This window comes from Pontibacter pamirensis (assembly GCF_010015475.1).
Lineage (GTDB): Bacteria > Bacteroidota > Bacteroidia > Cytophagales > Hymenobacteraceae > Pontibacter > Pontibacter pamirensis.
Window position 1 is genome coordinate 1 of sequence record NZ_SSNI01000022.1, and the last position, 21,081, is coordinate 21,081.

The 21,081-nt window shown below is 48.2% G+C and carries 18 protein-coding genes and 4 pseudogenes; 14 read left to right on the forward strand and 8 right to left on the reverse strand.

Annotated features, from left to right (window positions below):
* Nucleotides 1-233 precede the first annotated feature (233 nt).
* On the forward strand, nucleotides 234-1,220 hold the full coding sequence (locus E1919_RS17290; RefSeq protein ID WP_162054667.1) for an IS481 family transposase: 987 nt from the start codon (nucleotides 234-236) through the stop codon (nucleotides 1,218-1,220).
* A 300-nt stretch (nucleotides 1,221-1,520) separates the two neighbouring features.
* Here E1919_RS17290 and E1919_RS17295 read toward each other — a convergent pair whose 3' ends face one another.
* Nucleotides 1,521-2,156, reverse strand: a complete 636-nt coding sequence (locus tag E1919_RS17295) for a hypothetical protein (protein WP_162054668.1) — start codon at nucleotides 2,154-2,156, stop codon at nucleotides 1,521-1,523.
* 140 nt (nucleotides 2,157-2,296) lie between these two features.
* Nucleotides 2,297-2,794: a TIGR02594 family protein gene (locus tag E1919_RS17300; protein ID WP_202915934.1), complete on the reverse strand. Its 498-nt coding sequence runs from the start codon at nucleotides 2,792-2,794 to the stop codon at nucleotides 2,297-2,299.
* A 258-nt stretch (nucleotides 2,795-3,052) separates the two neighbouring features.
* Here E1919_RS17300 and E1919_RS17305 point away from each other — a divergent pair, with 258 nt between their 5' ends.
* Complete coding sequence (locus E1919_RS17305; RefSeq protein WP_162054670.1) at nucleotides 3,053-3,289, forward strand: hypothetical protein; 237 nt, start codon at nucleotides 3,053-3,055, stop codon at nucleotides 3,287-3,289.
* A 352-nt stretch (nucleotides 3,290-3,641) separates the two neighbouring features.
* Here E1919_RS17305 and E1919_RS17310 read toward each other — a convergent pair whose 3' ends face one another.
* Nucleotides 3,642-4,649 carry a hypothetical protein gene (locus E1919_RS17310; RefSeq protein WP_162054671.1) on the reverse strand — a complete coding sequence of 336 codons (1,008 nt, stop codon included), beginning with the start codon at nucleotides 4,647-4,649 and terminating at the stop codon, nucleotides 3,642-3,644.
* 544 nt (nucleotides 4,650-5,193) lie between these two features.
* Nucleotides 5,194-5,634: pseudogene (locus E1919_RS17315) on the reverse strand (integrase core domain-containing protein); the annotation flags it as partial.
* Here E1919_RS17315 and E1919_RS17320 point away from each other — a divergent pair.
* Nucleotides 5,611-5,787, forward strand: a complete 177-nt coding sequence (locus tag E1919_RS17320) for a hypothetical protein (RefSeq protein ID WP_162054673.1) — start codon at nucleotides 5,611-5,613, stop codon at nucleotides 5,785-5,787. The pseudogene E1919_RS17315 and the gene E1919_RS17320 overlap by 24 nt on opposite strands.
* A gap of 588 nt (nucleotides 5,788-6,375) precedes the next feature.
* Here the strand turns inward: E1919_RS17320 and E1919_RS17325 are convergent.
* Genes E1919_RS17325 through E1919_RS17335 form a run of 3 tightly spaced genes read right to left on the reverse strand, consistent with a single transcriptional unit; the run spans nucleotide 6,376 to nucleotide 8,185 of the window.
* Nucleotides 6,376-6,651, reverse strand: a complete 276-nt coding sequence (locus E1919_RS17325) for a hypothetical protein (protein WP_162054674.1) — start codon at nucleotides 6,649-6,651, stop codon at nucleotides 6,376-6,378.
* Between the two features lie 45 nt (nucleotides 6,652-6,696).
* Complete coding sequence (locus E1919_RS17330; RefSeq protein WP_162054675.1) at nucleotides 6,697-7,368, reverse strand: hypothetical protein; 672 nt, start codon at nucleotides 7,366-7,368, stop codon at nucleotides 6,697-6,699.
* The gene (locus E1919_RS17335) at nucleotides 7,361-8,185 is read right to left on the reverse strand and encodes a hypothetical protein (RefSeq protein ID WP_162054676.1); all 825 of its coding nucleotides are present in this window, start codon (nucleotides 8,183-8,185) and stop codon (nucleotides 7,361-7,363) included. The genes E1919_RS17330 and E1919_RS17335 overlap by 8 nt, the downstream gene beginning before the upstream one ends.
* 90 nt (nucleotides 8,186-8,275) lie before the next feature.
* Here E1919_RS17335 and E1919_RS17340 point away from each other — a divergent pair, with 90 nt between their 5' ends.
* From E1919_RS17340 to E1919_RS17380, 8 genes and pseudogenes are all read left to right on the forward strand, one after another.
* Nucleotides 8,276-8,446 (forward strand): integrase core domain-containing protein, encoded by a 171-nt coding sequence (locus tag E1919_RS17340; protein ID WP_162054758.1) that lies wholly within the window; start codon nucleotides 8,276-8,278, stop codon nucleotides 8,444-8,446.
* Nucleotides 8,447-8,926: 480 nt separating this feature from the next.
* Nucleotides 8,927-9,334: a hypothetical protein gene (locus E1919_RS17350; RefSeq protein ID WP_237144575.1), complete on the forward strand. Its 408-nt coding sequence runs from the start codon at nucleotides 8,927-8,929 to the stop codon at nucleotides 9,332-9,334.
* 23 nt (nucleotides 9,335-9,357) lie between these two features.
* On the forward strand, nucleotides 9,358-9,783 hold the full coding sequence (locus E1919_RS17355) for a hypothetical protein (protein WP_162054679.1): 426 nt from the start codon (nucleotides 9,358-9,360) through the stop codon (nucleotides 9,781-9,783).
* Complete coding sequence (locus E1919_RS17360) at nucleotides 9,752-10,648, forward strand: MBL fold metallo-hydrolase (RefSeq protein ID WP_162054680.1); 897 nt, start codon at nucleotides 9,752-9,754, stop codon at nucleotides 10,646-10,648. Before E1919_RS17355 ends, E1919_RS17360 begins: the two co-directional genes overlap by 32 nt.
* A 58-nt stretch (nucleotides 10,649-10,706) precedes the next feature.
* Nucleotides 10,707-11,888 carry a S8 family peptidase gene (locus tag E1919_RS17365; RefSeq protein WP_162054681.1) on the forward strand — a complete coding sequence of 394 codons (1,182 nt, stop codon included), beginning with the start codon at nucleotides 10,707-10,709 and terminating at the stop codon, nucleotides 11,886-11,888.
* A 195-nt stretch (nucleotides 11,889-12,083) separates the two neighbouring features.
* The gene (locus tag E1919_RS17370) at nucleotides 12,084-13,610 is read left to right on the forward strand and encodes a metallophosphoesterase (protein WP_162054682.1); all 1,527 of its coding nucleotides are present in this window, start codon (nucleotides 12,084-12,086) and stop codon (nucleotides 13,608-13,610) included.
* A 13-nt stretch (nucleotides 13,611-13,623) separates the two neighbouring features.
* Entirely contained in the window at nucleotides 13,624-15,795 is a 2,172-nt protein-coding gene (locus tag E1919_RS17375; RefSeq protein WP_162054683.1) for a CHAT domain-containing protein, read from the forward strand.
* A 99-nt stretch (nucleotides 15,796-15,894) separates the two neighbouring features.
* A pseudogene (locus E1919_RS17380) lies at nucleotides 15,895-16,161 on the forward strand (transposase); the annotation flags it as partial.
* A 145-nt stretch (nucleotides 16,162-16,306) separates the two neighbouring features.
* On the opposite strand, the pseudogene E1919_RS27625 reads toward E1919_RS17380, so the two are convergent.
* Nucleotides 16,307-17,275 (reverse strand): annotated as a pseudogene (locus E1919_RS27625) (IS110 family transposase); the annotation flags it as partial.
* Between the two features lie 398 nt (nucleotides 17,276-17,673).
* Between E1919_RS27625 and E1919_RS17385 the strand changes: the two are divergent.
* The 3 genes and pseudogenes from E1919_RS17385 to E1919_RS17395 form a co-directional block, all read left to right on the forward strand.
* Nucleotides 17,674-18,534, forward strand: a pseudogene (locus E1919_RS17385) (IS3 family transposase); the annotation flags it as partial.
* 189 nt (nucleotides 18,535-18,723) lie between these two features.
* A complete protein-coding gene (locus E1919_RS17390; protein ID WP_162054685.1) occupies nucleotides 18,724-20,115 on the forward strand; it encodes a hypothetical protein in 1,392 nt (463 codons plus the stop codon).
* A gap of 47 nt (nucleotides 20,116-20,162) precedes the next feature.
* The gene (locus tag E1919_RS17395) at nucleotides 20,163-21,071 is read left to right on the forward strand and encodes a peptidoglycan-binding domain-containing protein (RefSeq protein WP_162054686.1); all 909 of its coding nucleotides are present in this window, start codon (nucleotides 20,163-20,165) and stop codon (nucleotides 21,069-21,071) included.
* The last annotated feature ends 10 nt before the right edge of the window (nucleotides 21,072-21,081 follow it).

Below are 21,081 nucleotides of genomic sequence, written 5' to 3' on the forward strand. Positions count from 1 at the left end.
GCAGGTGGTCAGCAAAATAGGTGCAGGTATAGTTAACCTGCGTACTCAACAGATATTGGCAGTACATATCTATAGCTGTTTTCATGCTACTTCTCCCTCCAACTACTTCTACTTAATTTTTTCGCTTGGGTACAGTTTGCGAAAGTCCTATTACTATTATTACTGCTGTGGACTTGTGGGTAACTCGACAGAGTTATCCATAAATCCACAGCTATTTTTTTGCCTGTGTCGCTATGAAAAAAGAGGAACAGAAGCAGAAAGCCAGAGAAGACTGGATAAGAGTTTACCAGCAGCTAGGCTCTGTCAGTAAAGCTGCTCTTCGGTGTGGCATCGCCCGCTCCACTCTGCACCGATGGATCAAGCGCCTGCCAGATGAAGGGCTGGCAGACCGTTCCAGAAGGCCCCACCGGCTGGCCCTACAAAAATGGGATGATGATGTAATCAACCTGATTCTGGACATCAGGGACACCTGCCGCTACGGCAAAATAAGGATCTGCTCACACCTTCTGCAGCACCATCAAGTTAAGATTTCTCCTTCCACTGTGGCTAGGGTGCTTGAGAAGTATGATATGAAATTGCTCAAGCGCTACCGCAAGAAGAAGGAGTTTAAGCGCTACACTAAAGAGATTCCGGGAGAAAGGGTGCAGATGGATGTCTGTAAGATTGATACCGGTATCTACCAGTACACAGCCATTGACGACTGTAGCCGCTTCAGAGTGCTGCACACCTATTCCAGGAGAACAGCCAAAAACACCGTGAACTTTCTTGAGCGGGTGGTAGAGCAAATGCCATTTCCCATACAGCGGGTGCAAACCGACAGGGGCAAGGAATTCTTCGGCATCGCTTTCCAGGAGATACTGCAGGAGTACGGCATCAAGTTCAGGCCTATCAAGCCTCGCTCTCCCCACCTGAACGGTAAGGTAGAGAGGAGCCACCAGACGGACCTGCAGGAGTTTTACATGACGGCTAACCTGAAGGATCCATGTCTGAACGACAAGCTAGAGGAATGGCAGTTCCATTACAATTGGTACCGCTCCCACAGTTCCCTGAAGGGCAAAACGCCTATGGACGTTGTCACCGAAAAGTCAGCCCTGACCCCATTGTGGGAAGACATAGAGGCAAAGTATGATTCGGCCAGAGAACCGATCCGTGAGCAGAACTACGGCTGGGAGAGAAGGTTGAGCAAATACAAGAAAAAAGCTAAGCCTGCCAGAAGTTAGGAATGTCTAATTTCTGGCAGGCCTAAAAAGTAGCGGATCTATAGAACCACTACAGATTACAAGCCTGAGAATGCCACCGTAGGTCTAGGAGCATGAGCAAACGCTTCAATCATCATTAGTAAATACCATAGATACCATCTCGTGACCTCCAGATATGTAGCAGCTGTGGCTAGTAAACCCAGCTACCAATCACCTTTCTTACTGCTTTTGACCGGAGCTTTTTAAGTTTGTTAGTATTCCACCGCATAAATTAATATCCGAAAGGTATACTTTAGCGGTACCTGCGCCCCTGGATTAGTACTAAGCTATCGGCTCTGCTTTATCAAGCCTTTTCAGTTCAAAAACAATCATTGCATTGCTGAAGCCTTTGTCTAGTTTGATTTTAGTGGTGATTTTCTTATCTCCCTCAACCTTCGTTTGAGATAGCGTGATATCCTGAGGAACGCTTAACTGAACGACAAAGTCTCCTTCTGGCGTGTCTTTTGTGAGTGGCATTTCACCCTCTCCAATTATATTTATAGTATCTTTGGGGTCTGCTTGCTCAAAAATAGATCCTGTGGCACTCTTAGCTACTGCTGTAAACACAGCGCCAACGCCTGTTATAGCGCCTACAGCGGCTACAGCGGCTACGCCTAGCAACTTAACTACAACTTTTTCGAACTTGCTCACCTTCTCAACCGCTGATAACTTAACCTGCAGAAGTGTGTCCCCCTCTATTTCCTGTTTAAATAACAGCTTGTCTGAAAAGGACTTGTTGCTGAAATCAAGGGGCTCTTTGTCTTTTAGCTTCAGTGTCCTTACTGTTTCAACAGAGGGAACTCCCGATTTGGGATAGAACAGAGTTGCGGAAAGGCCGTTCACGCCTTCTACGTTTTCAACTTTACCATTTTCAATTACCAGAACACTTTTAAGTTGGATTTGCAGTAAATACGCCATACGCTTGTTGGTTTTATGATTGAGGCAAATATAAGTTTAGTATATTCTAATTTTAATCATATTTAGACAATTCTATTATGGACAATTAGGCACAAGCAATTGTTTTGCATTTAGTTAGATGTCTACAGTACGGTTAACGATTAACTCTCATCTGTAGACAGGCTTCCTACTGCTGCTAAAGGGATTTTGCGAACGTTTGAGGGCTGTTGATTGTACAATGGTCTTCTTGCGGCATAAAGGCGGCTTTTAGCAATAGGCTGAACGCAAACGCAGTCTCCCTGATTACCGCCCAAAACATGGTACGCAGACTCATCCTCCCCCACATAAAGACCTACGTGGCCGGCTTTTTTACCTTCCCTGGTCTTGCGAACAAAAACCAGCACGTCCCCAAGCATAGGTTCCTCGGTGAACTTACCGAATGTTCCCCAGTTTAAAGCCCACAGCGGGTCTTTGACTACTCTCTTGCCTGCCCGTTTTGCAACTACAGCCATAAACAGGCCACACCACGGAGTATCATCAGCGAAGTATATCTTTCGGATGTCTGCGCCAACCTCATCTGCCCAACCTATTATAGCTGGGTTATCACCCTTTCCGGGCCTTTCAGCAGTACCGTGAAGGTTCAGAGCCTCCTGAATCATTTTAGGGCCTGGTTCAGAATTTAACCATTGATATGAAGCTTTTAGAGTTGCCATAGGAGAATGATTGATTAACGTTCTATATTGATATTAAAAGTAATTATATAAAGTTAATAACAAGCTAAAATTTGCGAGAAAGAAGCGAATAGCCTTCAGGTGCCTCTCGAGCTTTTTAGAGAAGGAGAGGGGTTCCTGACCAAACTAGCACATCTCTGCCTGATGGTGCAGAAGAACCTCTCGGCATAATGGGTCTCCTTCTTATTGGCCGAGGTCACATTCCTTGCCGCTGGTGCCTCTTTTTTTAGCCTTCCACGCGTCGGTAATAAAAACAACCTGCTGTCTGTAGTGCTCCGGCACCTCGTCCCACAGCCGCTGCCCTCAGTCTACCAGATGCAGGGCATTTACCTGGCTGCTCTTCCTGCCCTGGTCCACCCACAGCCACTGCTAACAGCATTCGAAGCCGACAAAGCTCCACAACTTATAGCTTTCGCATTATAGCACTTGAGCTGTATTTGAGCATTGGAAGCAGCCTACAATTTCAAGTCCTGCGGCACTTCCCAATAGAGCTTATCCATGTAGCGGTAAAGGTGGTAAGCGGGAATGTCCAGCTCTCTGCAGATGCCCTCCAGCAAGAGCAGCTCGATGAGCCTTTTCTGCTCCCGACTCAGACTCTGGTTCTCACGCTCAAAGAAAAAATGTCAGCAGGCCTTGCAATTGCTTTTGCCGTAGTAGTAGCATGACCTGTTCAAGTAAATAAAAGTTGGTGTCACACCTTCTACCGCTACTGCGTCTTTTTCATTATATCATTACCTTATAAGACTACTTAAAAAGTTAATTGTGAATAAAAAAATTAAGACCCAGTTTCCCGCTCCGTTTGTCTTTTTGAGACAAATCGGCTAAGAGTATCTGGAACAAAACGTTCTGCAAATCCTGCTATAAAACACCAAACTATCAATTTGGCAAAGCCTCCAATAGAATTAGGACCTACATGTGTATAAAAATTTAAGAAAGAGGATGAATCTTTATCATCCTCTGATGGTACAGCATGACTAGGAAATAATTCTCCACTTAAGAGGCCTGCCTCAAAAACCATAAAAAGAACAACTGCTGAAATTGCGCCAGTGATCGCTGATATAGAAACCCCAAATTGTCCATAGGTCATTTGAGAAACGTTATTTATAGGATCTCCATCGTTAGTTAAGCTTTGAAACCTTTGTAGCATACTGATTAGCCCTCCCATAACTCCTGAAAACATGGCTACAAAAAAAACAGACCCTGGAAAAGTTGCTTCTGCATTTCCATTACAATAACGTTCATTTAAGTAAGCAAAAAAGCTAAATATAAATATTATACCTATTCCTATGATAGATATAAAAGCAAGCCTTTTGGAAAGTACTTTACGTTCTAACTGACGGATAGGCTCCATGGCATAGCGAACATATATTTCGCTCATTAAGAAATCTATATCTGCTCGTACAATATCATCAGATTTGCCTACATCTACTTCTGAAACAAGCTCTGGAGGCTTTGAAGCTAAATAAGCATCATATTCACGAATACCGGCCACTTCTCTATATCTGGCTCTAAGGTTCCAAACCTTCCTTCTTAATTTTTCTGGAGGAAGAATTTTTACGAGGAGCATATCAAATACATATAAATCTTTCCAAGATATATTCTGGGGAGCCTTATGATACTCAACTAGAATCTTATTCATTTTGACTGCTTCGGGTCTAGTAAGCTTATCTTCAGGTAAGGTTTCATACTGACCCAATAAATGCTTAAAATAAATCAACCCATAGGCTGGGAGAGATTGATTAAGCGGATCAACTGGGAAAGTTTCAACATTTTTGTCAGTCATATACCTTAAACTATTTTGTAATAAGCCAGAACTTTTTCCTCTACATGGACCTGCTTTAAAACTTCAGGTGATGTTACAATGGACGTTCTTTCACCGAGCTGTAGCGGCGCTTCTTGTTTTTAGGAAGCGTAATGCCGAACTTCTTTTTCATCTCATAGGTTTGTTGCTTTTAAGCTGATTTCATAGCTGTATTTAACCTTTATAATAGATATTTCAAGTAGAAATTAGTCAGTATCAATAATGTAAAATAATGCTAATTAATTGTATTTGCTTTAAATATATTAATAATATTTAAAATATTAAATCTATAAATTGTAAGTGGCCTGATTAGTTTTAGGAGTATCTGAAAATTGACACCCTCAGACCTTGTAAAAATTGTGCAACAGATGCAGATATTCGACTCCTTAAGGAAAGCACTTTGACCACAGTTTCGTGAAGTTCGCTGCACAAGGTACAGTTGGAAGCTGCGGCAGGAGAATTTCTTACCCTGCTACACACTCGTCTGCAGATGAGAATAAAGCATGGTGATGAGCTCCTCCCATTTTTAGGACATGTGAAAAGTAGAGAATTCGGGTTTTACTATGTTATGTTCCAGCCACCCTTCCGGCGTCTTGTCGCCCAATGAGCTGTGGGGCCGGAAGTGGTTATACTCCTCTCGCCAGGCCTCTATTTTCTCCCTTGTATCTTCCAGACTAAGGAACCAGTTCACGTTCAGGCACTCATCCCGGAAGCTACCGTTAAAGGACTCGATAAAGGCGTTATCCGTGGGTTTGCCGGTCCTGGAGAAGTCCAGTGTCACCTTGTTCTTATAAGCCCACCTATCCAGCGCCTTCGAGATAAACTCGCTGCCGTTGTCCACCTGTATACGCTTGGGCAGCTTTTTAGTGTCCTGCCTGATGCGCTCCAAAGCGGCTACCACGTATTCTCCCTTTAGTGACTGGCCCACCAGAATACCTGGGCATTGGCGGCTATAATTATCGACTATACCGGAGAAAGTGCAGTTTTAGAAAACTCTGAGGAGTTAGCCGAGCTTGCTCTTAAATTTATTCGTACCCGCGCCCCAGCAACGGCGGAGGCGGTGAACCGGCAGATGGTGGAGGCAGCAGCAAAGGCCATAGAGAAGGAGCATTGCGAGTAGAAGCTGACGCCTAACGACTATATCAGAATGGCAGAACAAGCCCTCACCGCAGCCCAAGCCGCCAGCGCAGCCGAGCCCGTGGAGGAAAGCGAGATTGTGCGGATTGCGCGTACTTTCTGCGAAATAGTTGATCGCGGGGAAGTCCGAAGCAAGTAGAAGCAAGTAGTTCAAGGGGTTTAACGTGCTGGTGGGCAATTATGCACTGCTTTGCTACTGGAGGAATGAATCATGACAACCCCCGCTGACCGCTACCTATCCGCCGACCCATGCGAGCGGGATGCGCTGCTGGCAGGTATTGTGCCTGCTACTGGTGCTGCTATTGCTAACATGTAGCGTGAGCGAGAAAATGAAAAAAGAGAATGGCGTTGCACAACATAAAGCGCTTGATAATTAAAAAGGGGGATTGTGAAATAACTTATCTGAAAACCGATATAGTGTACTATGAGCAGTACGCTCATGGAGCAGTACCAAGCCCTCAGGCTTATGACGAAAAACATCTAGTCCTTGTGGGTAAAGCGCCACAATAATAATATCCCCTTGCAGCACTCTACCATTTAGAGACGGACGAAAGGCTCCAGAAGGAAACAGTTAAAGCTTTGATACAACAGCACGAATTGGTTGTCCTAGAACAACAAGGCGAAGATCTTTCTCATTACTAACAGAAATACCAAATCGCTCTAGGAGGCTAAAAATCGAAAGCTCATCAACCACTTCAGCAGAATGTCCAGTTCCAACTATATTGAGAGCCGAGGTTAGTCCAGCAGAGTATTCAGATATATTGTGAGCTTCTGGTGCGAAAGGAATTCTAAATCGTGAGATTTGGGAGTTGGGAACACGATTTATCCACAATACATAAAACTCCATTATAGCATCTATTCTAAAGATATTGTAAAGTAATGTATCTGTAAATTAACTATCCCTGATCAGCAAATCCTCCAGTCTCTTCCGACGTTCTTGTAAATCCGAAAGAGCTAAAGTTGTGCTACAGTGATTTATAGCAATTCCTGCCAAAGTCGTTATCCCAGCATTAGCAATGTCTTCAATTCTTCCAAGTTTCCGGAAAACTTCTGATAGAACCAATCCTAAAACACCTGTATAAACTATAATCATATCAGAAGTCCCTTGAGACAAACCTGGCGCTTTGGCAAATGCATCTTTTAGAAGAAAGGAAATTAATGCATCACGAAAATTTTGAGCATTCACTACAACAGTACGCTCTGAGAAACGCTCCCAACTGCTCATTTCCTTAATTAAACTATCACGCAAAATATCGAAGACGCCTACAGGTAAAGTCTCAGTTGACTGCTCTGAAAAGCCCTCTACAGATTTTGGGCGAAATCCAGGCAAGTCCGGATAGGAAATTGCTCCCGAAATAGCCATTTGATTTCTTCGAATTAATGAGACTATTAAAGCATCTGCAAAGCCAGAATCATTTTGTGGAAAAGAAATAACGGTATTGTTCGATCTATGAGATCTTGTGTTATCGGATGCTGCTTTCACATTTGTATCAGTCAGCCCTCGCTCATGGTCAGAAACTCCATTAGATGACTGAAATATTCGTGGAGAGAGATTATTAGCCATTGTCGTTTAATGAAGTGTTTTCACTTAACTGATGGGTGCAACAGGGATTAAATGATTCAAGGTCCCCGCCTATAACTCGTGCATGGCGTCTATCTGCCTCCACTTCCTCCTGACGGGCTTTGGCTGTTTGAAGTCGTTCATCAATTGCTCGGCTATTTACAATATAGCCTTCGCAACCGCAACACTGGCCGAGGGTCACCTCAGCAATCAGGCTTGGTGTCGGCATATTAATTTTTTTTAGATTCAATAAAGATTCACTTTTAACTTTTTCTATAGCTTTCTGAATGGATGCTGAGTCAAAATATGTATTTAGTATTTTGGGGTCGAGTAGTGGGAAAGCTGCCTTTTCTCCAACAAAGCCAACTGGAGTTTGTGACACTATACTTTCATAACCTTGGAGGTATATTGGAGGCTGACAACCAAGCTGCAATGACCAAATTGAATGGAAGTAGTGATCACAGCTACGAAGTATATGGCACTTTAATCGCTCAAAATCGACTTTAGCCTCAGCAAGTTTGAGGTTTGAAAAACCCTCTAACTCAGATTTGAATTTTGAATTTAAGGAGGCCTGATTAAAGGCTGCGGTGGCTGCATCGGCAGCAGTGGTTAGTTCAGCTGCTTTGAGTCGTTCATGCGCCGCTTTAACGGCCACGTAAAGACCTGCATCATCCGCTATAAGATCGATTATGCCACCTGTAAATAAAATATATACGATTGCCTCTGGAATTCCAAAGGCGTCAAGTGCCTCAGCTATAGTGGAAGCAATGATATTATATTGGTAGTCGCGCGGTGTTACGGACGCAAAAAAGCTTCTCAAAGAATCAAGCGCAGAACTGTTAACTGAATTTTCAAGGCTCCTTAAACTATTAAGAGACTGTTTTAAAACCTATTTAAGCGGGAAAATTTAATTCCGTACAACTGGTTCCTGTCACTGGAGGATGCCCAGGAAAAGATCGAGGCTTTGCGGCAGGAGTATAATGGCTTCCGTCCCCACAGTTCACTAGGTGACAGAACACCGGAGGAGTGGATACAAAACAATATAGTGAAACCCGAATTCTCTAGTTTTGAAATGTCCTAATAATGTGAGGACCTAATTTTAAAATACTGAAAATTCAGTATTGTGAAGCAGAAGGGGGTAACCTAAATTCAAATGTGTTTAAAACGGTTTTGGAGATCCTCTCCAGGCAAAAACGAAGCGCATGAAAAATCCCGCCTTAGCCAAATTTTCTGAAAGCTTTTGGGAGGCACGGAAGCTGACGCACAAAAATTTTTCGAACGCAAGTGAGCAGGCGTTTCGGGAGGTGGCAAATAGAGCCCGGAAAAACAACCTATCAGCTGAGGCTCTCATCGCGGATGCCGCCATTTTTGAAATTAAAGGGCGACTTGAGGAGGCCATCCGGTGCCTAGAATTAGCCCTCAGTGACTCCTCCTGCAATTTCCCGGGTATTGCTCATTTTTTACTTGGCTCTGTGTATAAGGAGCGGGTTCAGGACCAGCCAAAAGAAGCCATAGAACACTATTTAGCAGCGATTGAGGATAAAGGGTTTGACAAAAAGGCATGGCTTATAATAATCTGGCAAACATTTATTTCCGGTTGGCTGGGTTCGCAACCCATTGGCAGGAAACGATCCGGCTAGGCCAAGGCGAAGAAAACTTAAATCAGGAAGCGGATGCTACCTTTCTTAACTTGGCTGAACTAGGTCCTGATAAGTTATACCAGGAGGCCGAAAAATTTTATGGGCTGAGCCTTGAATTGCAGGATTCGGAGAAATACATAACTGTGTACAACCTGAGGAGGCTGCTGCTGGCAAGAGAAAAATATGATGAAGCGATTGCCAAGTTTGATGAGGCGACAGGCGGTGCGGGAGACAATCTCGACATGCATGGGAGCTGTTACCGGGAAATAGGAACTGCCCATATTCTGAAAAACCTGGGGAAAAAAACTTACTGGTGCATGATGTGGTGAGCTGCTGGTAAAAAGCCCAAGCATTGTTTGAGGAAGCCGAACGGGATGCAAGGGAAGACATCGGGAGCTCGGGCAAATCGGCGGTGGTACAGGCCAAAATTAGGATTGCCCGGAACCTGCGGGGAAGGCAAAAGCTGGACCCGGATGAGCAGGTGCTCTTGGAGTGGTGGCCTCCCGAAGAAGCTGGGTCAGATGGCTACTCTACTCCTGAGGAGCGGATCTTCTCCATGATCGAGGCAACCGGCCGCGACCGCTACCACTTGTACAGCACCCGGGAAAGCTCCCGCTTCGCGGCCCGAAAAAGGGAGCAGATGGTGATTCCGGCCAAGGATGTGCTGGCCATCCTGCGTGGCTGGGGGTTAGCCTCTCCCTTGATCGAGGACGCGTTCAGCGCCTGCGTGGGCGGGAGTATTTTTTTTGAAGTGGCAGGACAAGGGGCTGGTGATTGACCCAGGCTTTGATTTTATGCGGAATTTCCGCGCAAATGGATTTCATATGCGAGAAATGGACGCCATTGTGGTAAGCCACGACCATACTGACCATAACGCCGATCTGCGGGCGATTGAAGACGTGTTTTATGAAATGTCCAGGCGAGCCAACCAGGATGAAACCCTTTCGGGGGAGAGAAACTGGCATTACTACCTGATTTGCGACGAAAGGACCAAACGCAAGGATTATCTGCAGTTCCCGGCGAGGCACCGCACCATAATTGAAATGAACCAGAAAAGTTTTATGGTTGGGGTGGAAGAGCTAACCATCAACTTGCGGGATAAAGGGCTGCCGTTTGTCATCCATAATTTTAAGGCTGAGCATGGGTTGCCGGCCTACAGTCTCCGGATCGATTGTTTGTCGTCCAGTGGGAAGGTAGAGGCAAAAATAGGCTTTACCTGCGATACCCAGTATTTCGGGGGTTTAGAGCGCGGGTTGGATGGCTGTGACATTTTGGTAGCCCATGTGAGCCAGCCAACTCTGCCGGAGTTGCTCAATAGCGATAAACCAAAGGAGAAACACCTAGGCTACCGGGGGGTGGCGAAGCTGGTCAAAAATTGCAAGCCTGACCTGACCGTCATAGGGGAGTTTTGGGCCGGGTTTGCGGACATGCGGATTGACATCACCAAGGGCCTGAAAAGAATCTGTGGGGACAGGGCCATTTTGCCTAGTAGCGTGGGCTTGTTTATAACAACCAAAGAAAAGTCACCTGAAATAGAGTGCTCCAATTGCCGCAAGTGGCGGTCGGCGGGCAGCATCTATGTTGGAGCCGCTACCCATGAATACGGTCCCTTGGCTTATCTCTGCCCATTTTGCCGGATTTAGCCTTCCTGCCTATAGGTGGAGGAGGCGGTTTTCAAGGTATTACTAAATAAATATATTTATGGAAGAGCAATTTATCGTATTACGGGGCGCCCCTGTTTCTACCCGAGACTCCTTTCTGGGCCCCCTTTCTTTGCCAGGCACCGCCGGTCCGGTGGTAGGCGGACTATCCGTTGAGGTGGAGGATGTGGAGCGGTCTGCTATCTCCACCATAACCCGAAGCCCGGATGTGCTGGCGGTGGCTCCGGTCATCCCTATGAAGCTCATCGCCCCGCTGGCAGAAGACGCCCCGGCAGACGCTGCCGGTCCTCAAGTGGCATGGGGAGTAAGGGCGGTAGGAGCAGACACTTCCCCGTTCACCGGCCAGGGAATTGTGGTGGCGGTACTTGACACTGGTATTGATGCCACGCACCCGGCCTTTGCGGGGGTGGAGATAGTGCAGGCAGATTTTACGGGGGAGGGAAACGGCGACCAGGACGGTCATGGTACCCATTGCGCCGGATCAATTTTCGGCCGGAGCACTGATGGCGGCACCCGGATAGGAGTGGCTCCTGGGGTGACAAAGGCCTTGATTGGGAAAGTCTTGGGAAACGAAGGAGGCTCTAGCCTGGCCATTGTCAATGCCATCCAATGGGCCCTCGAAAATGGAGCCAATGTGATTTCAATGTCCTTGGGAATCGATTTTCCGGGCCTGGTGGATCGCCTGGTGAGAAGCGGAATGCCCACGGAAGCCGCCACATCCAGGGCCTTGGAAGGCTACCGGGCAAACGTGCAGCTTTTCGAAAGGATGGCTTCGCTGGTGAAGACCATGGGTTCCTTTGCCCGGCCGGCCGTGCTCGTTGCTGCCGCCGGTAATGAAAGTAGAAGACCAGAATTTGAAATAGCCGTGGCCCCGCCCGCAGTTTCGGATGGGTTCATTTCGGTGGCGGCCCTCGGAGAAGGACGAGATGGGTTCACCGTTGCCCCCTTTTCCAATACCTTGGCCAATGTTTCTGGTCCTGGGGTAAAAATCTTGTCTGCGGCTCCCGGTGGAGGTTACCGGATGCTGAGCGGCACCAGCATGGCCACACCCCATGTAGCCGGCGTAGCAGCCCTCTGGGCGGAGAAACTGCGGAGAGACGGTATCTTAAGCGGACCATTTTTGACGGCCCAGCTCCTTGCCTCCGGCACCTACCAAGGGATCGCTGGAGGCTTCGACCCCTTCGACGTTGGCAGCGGAATGGTGCGGGCACCGCAGATGTAGCGTTTTGACGAGTGTTTAAGGTGGGGGATGGTAATTCTTTAACCCTCCTCCACCTTTTCTCATCTTCAAGGCTTCAAAAAATCACTTTGTTTTGGTAAATGTCACTTTGCCAATTCTTACAATTTGGTTAATTTTTTTATATCAATTTACCTTGAGGCATTGCAGGATTCCGGTAAAGTAATTGAAATAACCTTTATGTCGAACTCAGTCCTCTCTATTCCGGCCAAAGACCTTCCCCAATTCGAGGAGCTCTACGCTATCTCTGACTTGCACCTGGGAGGAACCAGAGGGTTTCAGATTTTTAATGCGGCCGCGGAACTGAAAAGCCTCGTCCAACATCTCCGGACATCTGTAAACCAAAAAAAGAAAGTGGGGCTGGTGATAAACGGAGACTTCGTGGACTTACTAGCGGAAAACCAACCAGTATACTTCGACCCTGTTAATGCGGTGGATAAGTTAAAACGGATAGCGGAAGATGACGCCTTTGCCCCGGTGTTTGAGGCGTTGAAAGAGTTTGCCGCTACCAAAAACCGCTTCCTGATCCTGAATTTAGGAAACCACGACCTTGAACTGGCCTTGCCTTGGGTCCGGGAATGTCTGCTTAAACTGCTTACGGGGGGCAATGAATTAGCCCGCGGGCGGATTACCTTCGCTTTTGACGGAACCGGCTACTTATGTATGGTAGGGAAGGCACTGGTGCTCTGCGTGCACGGAAACGAAGTGGACAACTGGAATTTGACGGACCATGAAAAGATCAGGAGAATTAGCCGGGATGTGGTGCAGGGACGGCCGGTAACGGACTGGATTCCGAATGCCGGAACCCAGCTGGTCATTGACGTGATGAACAATCTAAAACGGAAGTTTCCTTTTATTGATCTCCTGAAGCCGGAGGTGCCGGCGGTGATTCCTACGCTTATAGCCCTTGCCCCGGATCAATTAACAAAAGTGCAGGCCATCGGCGCCACTGCAGCCCGCCTTTGGTGGGATGGCTTAAGACGGTCTACTGGATTTCTGGGTAACCAGGAAGAAATGGTGGCCGAAATGGCAGCGGCGCAACGAATGATGTCCTCTTCTTTTCTGCCCGAACTTGAAATTACAGCCCCCAAAATGCCCCCCCGCAATGACAGCAGCAGCTACGCCGATGCCCTGTTGCAAGAGACGGAAAGGAGGCTGTCTCAAGGGGAACAGCCGATGTCCCTTATCGACCAGGACCGGCAGGGGGAATATTTAGGGAAATGGAGTGCCGCCTGGAAGTATATTTGGGGGGAGGAACCCAGCGAAGTGCTGCGGGAGGCACTGGAAAAACTGCGGGAGGATGAAAGTTTTGACCTGAGTAATGAAGACGACACATTCGTCAACCTGGACAGCCAGATTGGGGCCGACATTGATTTTTTGATAGCGGGCCACACGCATCTGGCGCGGGCGCGGAGGCGAAAGAAAGGGAGGGGCTGGTACTACAACAGCGGCACCTGGATCCGGTTAATCCGGCTAACGAAGGAAGTGCTGGAAAGCAAGGAAGAATTTAAGAAGGTGTTTGAGACGTTTAAAAACGGCAAGATGGAAGATTTGGATGCGCATAAAGGCTTGGTGATGCGGAGGCTGACCCTGGTAAAAATAGCGGCAGACGGCACCGGCACGACGGGCGAGTTGCAACACGCCAGCTTGGATGGCGAGAAAGTTGTCCTGACGGCTGCCCCCGAAAGCCGTTTCACGAAAATTTAAAAAAGCTAATCCCATGCGCACCATCACCCTCGAATTGCTTCGCCACGGTCCGGCGCACAATCAGTTGCTTTCCCCCCTTACCCCTTACCTTGCCCTTTGCCAAAACCATGGGGCAAACACGCTTCATGTGCCGTTCGAGCACAACCAGTTTCTTTTCCGGCTAAACGCCCTGGATTATAAGCATAACGAAGAGGCCCGAACTTTTCAACTAAAAGATACGGCCCGGGTGCTGGGAGAATTTTTAGCTCAAATTCCTGGGCTTACCGCCGAGTCAAGCAAAGAAGAAGCCACAAAAGAGCAACTGACGCACCTCCGGCTTATCCTGTCGGCTTCCGAACTGGCTCTTTTGCCTTTTGAAATGGCAATTTCTCCCAATGGGTTTCCTGGGGCAGGACAGCATCTACTGCTTCAACCCCAGTTACCTATATGCCTTACCAGGGAAATTCGCCGGGTGGGGGAGAACCTTTTCTGGCCGGAAAAACACCGGATCCTTTTTGTTGCGGCATCCCCTCCTGGTGTCGACGCTATCCCGTTAGAGTCGCACTTGCTCACGCTCCGGCGGGCGGTTGAACCCTGGATGAAGTATTTTGAACATGATGACAACGATCTGCGGCAAAAGCATGTGGAAGAGCATTTGGTGTTTCTACCGGAAGCTTCCGTGGAGGCTATTGAGGATAAATGTGCCTCCGGCGAGTTCTCCCATGTCCACATCCTCGCCCATGGGGTGGAGCAAAAAGAAAACTTTGACACCCGCTTCTTCCTGGCGCTGCACAATTCCAGCAATCCCCAACAAACTGACTTTATCAGCGGGCCCCGCTTGGCGGCGGCTTTGCGGGCCTCGAACCGGGTGGACGGTAAGGGGCTGGCCAAACCCATGGTGGTTACCTTAGCCAGTTGCAACAGTGGCGGGGTAGGGTCTGTGGCCGGAGCCGGGGCCAGCATTGCTCACGCCCTACACGAATCAGGCATCCCGATTGTAGTAGCAAGCCAGTTTCCGCTTTCCTTTAAAGGGTCGGTGCGATTGGTGGAGTGCCTGTATGAAGGATTACTGTCGGGGAAAGACCCGCGGTGGCTCCTGTACGACCTTCGCCGCCGGCTTTTCTCCCAGTTCCCAGACACCCATGACTGGGCAAGCCTGATTGCTTACGTTTCCCTTCCCACTGACTTCAACCAACAACTGCCCTCCACCCAGATTGACCGGGCAAGGCTAAGCATCGAAGCGGCCATGAACCACGCAGACGAGGTGAGCCGAACCTCCTCTGATAAAATTGAGACGAAATCTAATGTTTCAGTTGCCGCAAAAATAGAGGTGTTTCGTGAGGCTATGAAAAAGATTGTCGACGCGAAAAAGAAACTGGAGAAAATGTTGGACGGGTATCCAAATAAATCATCGGAGATAAACGGACTGCTGGCAAGCGTGGAAAAACGCCAGGCGGAAATTCTTTTCTGCAAAAACAAAATCAAACAACCGTCTCCAGCCGAGGAAAAGGACAGTACAAAGCAATTTGAAAACACATCAGGTGACACACTAGATCCAGAATTAGCCGAATCCCTCCAGTTATTATGTAGTTCCCGCTCCCATTATTGGGATGCATTTCAAAGCGATAGGTCTAAAAGCTGGGCAGTGGTTCAATATCTTTCCTTAACCTTAGTTATTTGCAATTCAGAATTGTTTAAAAAGATTGATTTGGGTTTGAATGAGTTGGCCATCAGTCGGCCGGAGCGTAAACCTGAGGCTTTGTGGTCCTTGGCAAGGCTTATTTCGGAGTATGATTTACATTGTGGAGTCCGGCAGCACAAAATTTGGGCCCACGCAAATCTTTTAGAGCTTTACTTGCTGTCCTTCCTCTTAAAATCAGAGGGGCAAAAAATCAAAGCTGAAACGGAAGGAACTCCAAGCCCAATGGATAAAAAGGATGACTTGGGGGCAAAAAATCAGTTTAACATTCCCGGCAATGAAGAGGCGAGGCGTTGTGCTATAGAGCACGCTTACTCGCTTGTGGAAATTTCCGGCCGTGATTCAATAAGCGTTTATACAACCAGAAGACAGATCAGGCGATATTTGGAGTGGTTTAATTTTGTAGCCAACGCGGAAGGTAAACCACTAGAAGCCAAAGGTTTTAAGAATCTTGCCGAGGATATTTTCAATCTCTTCCCAAAGGAGGTTGAAGATAAATTTAAATAAGTGTAACCTTCTCCAAAAATTGACCTCCCCCCGCAAAACCGGACTGTTGTAAAGTAGAGGAAACGGGCAATTTGTCGTACTAAAACAAAACGAATTGCCATGAAAAAATCAAAGTTTACCGAGGCGCAGATCATCTTCGCCATCAAGCAGTCAGAGACAGGAGTCTCTGTATCTGAGTTGTGCCGCAAGATGGGTATATCGGAGGCCACCTTCTACAACTGGAAGAAAAAATATGGTGGTTTAGGAGTGTCGGAATTGCGCAAGCTGCGGCAGTTGGAGGAGGAGAACGGTCAGTTGAAGAAGCTGGTGGCGGACCTGAGCCTGGACAAACAAATGCTGCAGGATGTGCTGCGAAAAAAGGTACTGTCTTAAAAGTCAAGCGATTGTTTTGGATTTTTCTTATCTTACCCTTACCTGAAAGAGAGGCTCCGGCCTCCAGGAGTTGGATGTCTCTTTTTTGTTCCTGATGCCTTCGGCCGTGAAGCGGGTCATATACGTCATTCTTGCGCCACAGCGTCCAAATCAGAATCAGCAGCTTACGCTGCACAGCCACGTAAGCCTGCATCTTGGTCTTGCCCCTTGCCAGAAGCCGTTCGTGGAGTGCGGTAAAAGCAGGCTCTTTGTAGCGCACCACTGAAAAGGCCGGCAGGTGCATAGCCCGGCGGATATGGGCGTTGCCCTTCTTGGACATCCTGGTCTTTCCCGAGCGTTTGCCTGACTGGTTCTCCACCACATCATAGCCCGAGTAGCTCACCAGCTGCCCCTGCTTCTCAAAGGTGGCAAAGCCGTTGGTCTCGGCCAGGAGCACGGCCACCGTCTTGAGGCCCACTCCTTTGATAGCCAGGAGCTTCTCCACCCGCTCGGCCAGCAGCGGGTCCTGGCAGATGAGCTCTCGGATCGCCTCCTCCAGCTCCTGAATGCTTTTCTCCAGCGTGCGGACCATCTTTTTGAGGCTTTTATCCACCTGCTTTACCGCAAAGGCACTGTGGTGCAGGGCATGGAGCTGGTTGAGGAATACGGTGCGCTGGTTAGAGAAGTCCTCCAACTGGCGCGTCAAGAGACGCAGCTGGTAGATGTTCTCCGACAGGGGCTGCCAGAGGGGCAGCAACTGCTCCAGGCCCATCCGGGCCAGCCCTTTGGCGTCGATGCTGTCATTCTTGCTCTTGTGGCCCAGGGCCTGCAGGTAGCGCTTGGCCTTGGTGGGCAGGATCACCGATACCTGGTAGCCCTGCTGGTGGAGGAACCAGGCCAGCTGCTCGTAGTAGATGCCGGTGGCTTCCATGAGTATACGCAGCTCCACTTCTGCTGTGCGCTTGCTTTCCATCCAGCGCTGGAGCTGCCTGATACCGGCAGGTGTGTTGGCGAACTTACGGGAGGCTTTCACCCTGACCTGACGCTCCATATCGAGGGTAGATAAGACAACATCAAGGGAGTCCTTGGAAACGTCCACTCCCAGGTTCTGGCATAGCAGGTTTTTCATTGTGTTGGGTAGTTAGGATAAGTGAACTTCATCTGCAACCTATACTCACAGCTAGATAATAGGTCTCGCCTGCAGCAGGCGGCCTTTTGGTACTGTACTGGCTTGGATGAAGAGGGAAGAAAGGGATTTCTTAGAGGCGACATCAATCGTGTCTATTACTGTTACTTATTCCTTTTCTCCCTTATTGTATAAAAGCGAAGGTACAAATAGTAAGAATTGTACTCTTTGCTAACATTTCAAAGATATGAGTACTGTTCAGCTTGAGGGAAGAAGCAGGCAGGTGGAACTTCCTTTTTTTCAGTATCACCAGGTGTACTTGCTCTGAAGAATTTTGCCATCCTGCCTGTGGTTCTTTACCTGTTCTACTTGTATTCTTTCTGTTAAGTCTAAAGATATGAGCTCTGAGGCCAGCCCAGGTAAAGTGGCTGGCCTCAGAGCTACAGAAGGATTATCGGGTATCGGTCAGAAGAGCCTGTAAGGTGGTGCAGTTTCACCGCTCCGGCTGGTATTACCGCTCCAAGGCCAGGGACAGTTCAATTATCAGGAAACGGATGCAGGAGATCGCCCAGGTGCGGGTTCGCTACGGCTTCTGGCGTATCTTCGTCTTGCTCAGGCGGGAAGGTTGGCGGGACAACCATAAGCGCGTGTACCGCCTCTATAAGGACGAGGGGCTGAATCTAAGGAGCAAGCGGCCCAGGAGAAGCAAAGCTGCGGCCCATCGGCTGGAACGCCCAGAGCTCTCTACTAACCATGAGTGCTGGAGCATGGATTTCGTGGCAGACCAGCTCTTCGACGGCAGGAAATTCCGCTGCTTAACTGTAGTGGATAATTATAGCCGCCAATGCCCAGCGATTCAGGTGGGAGAGTCACTGAAGGGAGAAGATGTGGTAGCCGCTTTGGAGCGCATCAGGCAGGACACTAAAAAGCTGCCCAAGCGTATACAGGTGGACAACGGCAGCGAGTTTATCTCGAAGGCGCTGGATAGGTGGGCTTATGAAAACAAAGTAACGCTGGACTTCTCCAGGCCAGGCAAACCCACGGATAACGCCTTTATCGAGTCATTTAACGGTAGCTTCCGGGATGAGTGCCTGAACATCAACTGGTTCCTTAGTCTGGAAGACGCAAGGGAGAAGATAGAGGCCTGGAGACAGGAGTACAACTGCTTCCGACCCCACAGTTCATTAGGTGACATAACTCCGGAAGAGTGGGTAAAAGATAATATAGTGAAACCCGAATTTTCTACTTTTGACCGGCCCTAAAAATGGGAGGAGCTCACTTAAATCTGCCTATCAAAATTCTCCAATCAAATGTAGCAACTCCTTTAACGTGGATTCTTAAATTTCTGTAGCGTATAGCGGCTATTTTACAATTGAAAAATACTGAATTTTCAGTATTTTATATAATCCAGGTTGCCTTTAAATTGTATAGTATTTAGTAATCTTCCTGTCATGAGAAACAACCCGCAGGTTTTCCTCAAAAACTACGACAATGTAGTTGAATCGTTTGGTGGCAGGTGGGTAACAAAACCAACCGCCATTTTAATTTTACATGGGGTGGGGCACCAGAACCCACTCGAAACACTGGATGTATTTAGCAGGGGCCTGCTCGAAACTTTTGGGAAAGCGGGCTTCAACCTGCGGGCGGAGCACCACCTGGCTAAGAAATTGACCTCGGACAGTCAAGTGCCCTGGTTCGATAATTTCCTGCGCCTTGCAGACGTAAACGGCGGGAAGGCCCCACTGGATATATACGAATATTACTGGGCAAACCAAACCGAGGATCAGGCCATACTCCGCGACACAAACAAATGGCTGAACAATGTAACACGGAGTGCCCGTAAGTTTTATCACGAAAAGAAAGAGTTTGCAGAGCGCCACCAAGATAGCAGCCTATTTATAAAGAACGGCAAGTTCAATCCTTTTACTTATTGGCTTTGTATAAGTTTTGTGCCTCAAGTGTTTCTGCTTTTGGATTTGTTGCGGAAAGGGTTCTCAAAGTTGCTAACGGCTATTCCGATAGTTGGTTCCCTGTTATCCATGCTGTTTCAAGGCGGCACAGAAGACCGGGTTAATAAAATGGCAAATTTTTTAAATGATGTTACAATCTACAACACCACCGACGCCAAGTCTAGGTTCTTCAAAATCAGGAACTGCATTCTCGATGGTGCCGTACAGGCGCTTAAGTACCTGCTCGAAGCAAGAAAAACGGATGATGACAAACTGAAATTTTCTTATGGACAGGTATTGGTAGCCGGGCTCTCCCTGGGGAGTCAGGTAGCCTTTGACGCCATCAACAGGCTAAACCATTTGGTGAACCAATGCGAGATTTCAGGCTACCAGGGCAATGGGGCCTGCAGCTTCGACCCGGCAGAAGCTTCGATTTCTGAGCGCCTGATTGGCTTGGTTTCCTTTGGCAGCCCCCTTGATAAAATTGCTTTCTTCTTTAAGGAACAGGTGACCAGGGAGGAGTATGTCCGGCGCCAGCTAATCCGTAATTTTCATGGGTTTAAGCAACGCAACTGGTTGGAAGATACACCGAATGACCTTGCAATTAAGCCTTGCGAGAGCCGGCTTTTTGAAGAGGTGCCCTGGCGCAACTACTGGGACAGGAAAGACTACATCAGCGGCTCCCTGGATTATTACCAGGGTGTAACTAATGTCAACTGCGCCTTCCCCGCTAATTTTCTTAGCTTCACCCACAGCGACTATTGGAACTGCCAGAACATGTACGGTGAAATTATAGAGTATTTTCTGTTGCCAAAATTCAATGATAATGTAGGACAACCGAATGATGAAGATAATAATATGAATCTTCCAGAGAGCGACTTAGCACTCGTTTAACGTGTGATGTTAGTTCTGGTGCTGTCTTTCAAATTAACTTGTTTCCAATGTCAAATTTTCAGATTTCACACACCCTGTTGGCCAACCTGTGCCGCCGCAACCGGTTCCCAGTAGCGCAGGAACTCATGATTTTTTTAGGCATCCGTGGCTCGCTGCCGGTCTTCCCTGAAAATCATGCCTTTGCTACGACCCATGACCTAATGCTAAGTTCTACCGACCACCAGCACCCCCGGTGTACATTGGTGCAGTGGCTGCCTGCGCAGGGGCTGTTAGCTGTTTTCCCGGGGAGTACGGTTCCGCACCTGAAGTACATCCGAAAAGCTATGACACGGGGTGGGGCAGGGGCCAATCAAATGCTGACAGGCTATTACGCGGATTATCGCAAAGGAGATCACAACCTGAGTTCCCCGCCCACCAGGCACCGGGCCTTCCGTCAGATGGAAGCGCGCTATGTACTCCGGACGCTGGACGATGAAGTGTACGAAGCCGATGACCGGATGGAATTCAACAACCCGTTCGATAACTTACACGCAGCCTGGAGCATGGGCGTGAACCACGCAGATTTTGCCAGCGCTGGCTGCCAGGTCGTCGTTGGGTATCCAAAATGTACTAGGCGAGGGGGTTCCCCGGACAGCGGTCCTTGGGCCAGCTTCGTCCGCAACGCCTATGCTCAAACACAGGATCACTTCCCGTATGCGTTGCTGACAGGCCAGGATTATTACCGTGCCGCTGCAGGCACTTTTGATGCCTCTGACTACCGCCTGCGCTACGGCTCTGTGGGAGAAGAGGTCAGGCTGTTGCAGCAAAGGCTGAAAGCAAAGCGTTTTTATGAAGGAATAGTGGATGATAAATTCGGCTCCCGAACGATGAACGCGGTGCTGGCATTTCAACGGTCCGCTTTTGGAGTCGATGCTGCAGATGGTATCGTGGGGCCTGTTACGCTGAGTGCCCTTTGAGGTTTCGGGT